Origin of the sequence: Maribacter stanieri (assembly GCF_900112245.1) — a bacterium.
Lineage (GTDB): Bacteria > Bacteroidota > Bacteroidia > Flavobacteriales > Flavobacteriaceae > Maribacter > Maribacter stanieri.
The window spans coordinates 1-3,748 of sequence record NZ_FOYX01000006.1 but is presented as its reverse complement, the minus strand read 5'-3'; the positions used below and the strand labels follow the sequence as shown (position 1 = coordinate 3,748).

Genomic DNA, 3,748 nt, shown 5'->3' with positions numbered 1-3,748 from the left:
GGGTCTATTCTTACGGGAGATGTCCTTACCATTGGTATCGAGGGGGGAAACAACCAGGACGTTTCCTTGGCAACCTTCGCACTTGATACCGAAGTAGCTACCGCCATTGCCGCATCCGATACAGCAGATGGCGACAAAAGCGACACGAATGAAATTCAAATATTGACAATTGCAGGCAACGTTCTTTCTTTATCAAATGGTGGTGGCACAGCCACAATCGTTGGCAATAATAATATTACATCTACATCTCTTACAGTAGGTGGAGCTACCAATGCACTTCTTGGGAATGTAACCATAGAAATACCTCCAAATAGTATCACACAAGGTGAACTTGCAAATAATTCAGTAGGAGCTGGAGAATTGAGATCTGACGCAGTTTCTTCCGATGAAATAGACGATGAATCAATTGTTAATATAGATATCGCTCCAGGCGCAGCTATTGATGGTTCTAAAATAAATCCCGTATTTATAGCTGATGTTAGTACAACTGGAAACTTACAGGTTGGTGGCAATGTCACGGTAACCGGAACACATACACCTGTCCCCGACTACGTTTTTCAAAAATACTTCTTGGGCAATTCCATTTTAAACTCGAATTATGAGTTTAAAACATTAGCTGAAATTGAAGCTTTTGTAAAAGAGAACAATCACCTACCCGGCATTCAATCTGCACAAGCGGTAAAAGAACAAGGGTTTTGGAATGTGAGTGAATCTTCTAGAGTCAACCTAGAAAAAATAGAAGAACTATTTTTGCATACCATTGAGCAAGAAAAGAAAATTAAAGAATTAAAAGCAGCCAATACTAATATGCAAACTGAAATGGAAGCCTTAAAAGCTCAAATGGAAGAAATTAAAACCATGTTATTAGAAAAGGAAAACAACTAATGAAAACATACATACACATACTTTTCTTTTTATTGGTAGCTAGCGTTTCTGCCCAAACTGCCCTATATAACAATGGCAACTTGCGTATTCATAATGGCGGTACTATTGGTTTCCACACCAATCTTATCAATGAATCGCCAATGGACAATAATCTTGGACTGGCAGGTTTTTATGGCACACAACTTTTAATCATTTCTGGGAATGTTACACCACAGTTCTATGACATGGAAATTGCCTTAGAGAATAACATGCAGTTAAATCTAGGTATGGACAATACCAATAACACCAACTTTATATTCGGTAGTATTCTTACTCCCCTATCGCAACCAGACATTTTCTATAATTTTGTAGATAATTCATTTTACAGTGGCGAGAACGATTTTAGCAAAATTGAAGGTTATGCAGCTATTACCAATCAACAGAGTTTTGGTTTTCCTGTTGGCGATGTGCAATATTTAAGACCATTAATTCTTAATTCTGAGAGTGTCAATTTGTTTGCTAAATGCGCTTATTTTTATGAAGATGCCAATAACCCAACCTCGTTACCAGATTCATATAGCACCGCCTCTACAGATTTAGATGTAGAAATTGTTAGCAGTACTGAATTTTGGCGATTAGAAGCTACAGTACCATCTGCGCTAACCTTAAGTTGGAACATTCGTAGTAACATAGGAAATTTAACCGAAAACGTTGATGAAGTTATCCCCGTAGGATGGAGCAAAAATTCCCAACAATGGGTAAATCTAGTTGGTAGTGTGCCTGTAGGTACATTAACCGAAGGGTTTGTAACAACAGAGTCATTTATACCAGACGACTACGAGGTAATAACTCTTGGGTCTTCAAAAACTCCGTTCGAGCCTTTAGCCAAAGATGTTCTTTTTCTTGATAACTTCTTTGTTTCCGTAAATGGTGACGGAATCAATGACAATTTCTTCATAGAAGAATTGCAAGATTTTAATAGCAATTTTGTTCAAATTTATGACCGATACGGATTCAAGGTCTTTGAAAAAACAGATTATCTTAACGATTTTGTAGGGTTTTCAAATATGGATAATGTTCCTTTTGGAGCAGAAAAAGGATTGCCTACAGGTGTATATTTTTACACCATATACATTCCAGAAGAAGACTTAAACTATCAAGGTTTTCTATACTTATCACGATGATTTACTAGTGTTATCAATTATCAGGACAAACATTTTTTTTAATAGTATTTTCTTACTGTATTTTAAAATTCTTACATATTTTAAATATACCTATACTAGATTAAATGCACATTACTGCGTTGAATTGAAATACATATGGGGTTTCCCAACATATTCACCTAGCTACACAACATATTATATTTTTCCTACAACGACCTATTTATTTTTACAGATGTTAACATATTCCCCAATATTTAGATGTCTACAAAAATTAAACTATTACTTTCCTTCGTGTTCATTTCTTTCTGTGCAAATGCCCAGGTAAAAATAGGTGAGAATCCAAACACTATAAATTCCGCTTCCATTGTTGAGTTAGAAAGTACAAACAAAGCATTTGTTCTTACAAGACTTACTACTGCCCAAATGCAAGCCATTACTCCTCTTAATGGAGCTGTTATATATAATACAGACACACAATGTGTTCATTATTACAACGGTCTAATATGGTCGAACCTTTGTGACGGTAACAATTCCAGTTCATTTTCTTTTGCCGATAATGGAGATGGTACCATTACCCTAACTGATGGGAATGGAAACAATGTAACTTTTAATGGAGCTCCACAAACTATATCTACGCTTGTGGATAACGGCGATGGAACTTACACATATACCAATGAAAACGGAATTGAAACAATTATTTCAATTGTAACTACCGACAACCAAAATTTACAAACAGACAATACACCGGGTAATATTAGTATTGACAATGGTAATGCCATAGTAATCAATGTAGACGATGCTGATGCAGATGACCAAAACGAATTACAAACGTTAGATTTTACAACAGGCATACTTACTTTATCTAACGACCCAAATACAACAATTGTAGACTTATCAGGGTTTGATGATAATGCTGCAGATGATTTCTCAGGAAGTTTTAATGATTTAAGCGATTTACCTACAAATTTAGATACCGATTCAACGGACGACTTCGATGGAGAATGGACAAGCCTAGCGAACAGACCAGCAGGATTGGACGATGGCGATGACGATACTCAGCTTTCTGAAGCAGAAGTGGATGCTTTTGTCGCCAACAATAATTACAGTACAGGCCCGCATACTACGGATGCTGCAGACCTTACTACTGGTGTGCTCGCAGATGCAAGAGTTCAGGAATCAAACGTAACTCAACATCAAACTGCATTAACCATCGCTGAATCGCAAATCAGTGACCTAACACATACGGTTGATACAAACACGCAACTTTCCGAAGCGGAAGTGGATGCCTTTGTTGCCAATAACAATTATAGTACGGGTGCACATACAACGGATGCAGCGGATTTAACTACTGGAGTCCTTGATAATGCCCGTGTACAAGAATCAAACGTTACGCAACATGAAACTGCTTTAACTATCACTGAATCGCAAATTTCGGATTTAGCACATACAGTTGATACAAACTTAACAGAAGCTGAAGTAGATGCCTTTGTTGCCAACAACAATTATAGTACAGGTGCACATACAACGGATGCGGCGGATTTAACTACTGGAGTTCTTGATAATGCACGTGTACAAGAGTCAAACGTAACTCAACATGAAACTGCCTTGACCATCACTGAATCGCAAATCAGTGACCTAGCGCATACGGTCGATACAAACTTAACAGAAGCGGAAGTGGATGCTTTTGTTGCCAATAACAATTACAGTACAGGTGCGCATAC

At 37.3% G+C, this 3,748-nt stretch carries 2 protein-coding genes and 1 pseudogene; all 3 read left to right on the top strand.

The window, feature by feature from the left end; all coding sequences use genetic code 11:
• The coding region (locus BM296_RS18665) for a hypothetical protein (RefSeq protein ID WP_177214982.1) at positions 1-885 on the top strand (885 nt) is incomplete at its 5' end.
• Entirely contained in the window at positions 885-2,048 is a 1,164-nt protein-coding gene (locus BM296_RS18660; protein WP_091905613.1) for a T9SS type B sorting domain-containing protein, read from the top strand. The genes BM296_RS18665 and BM296_RS18660, both read left to right, overlap by 1 nt.
• Before the next feature lie 237 nt (positions 2,049-2,285).
• Positions 2,286-3,748, top strand: a pseudogene (locus tag BM296_RS18655) (hypothetical protein); the annotation flags it as partial.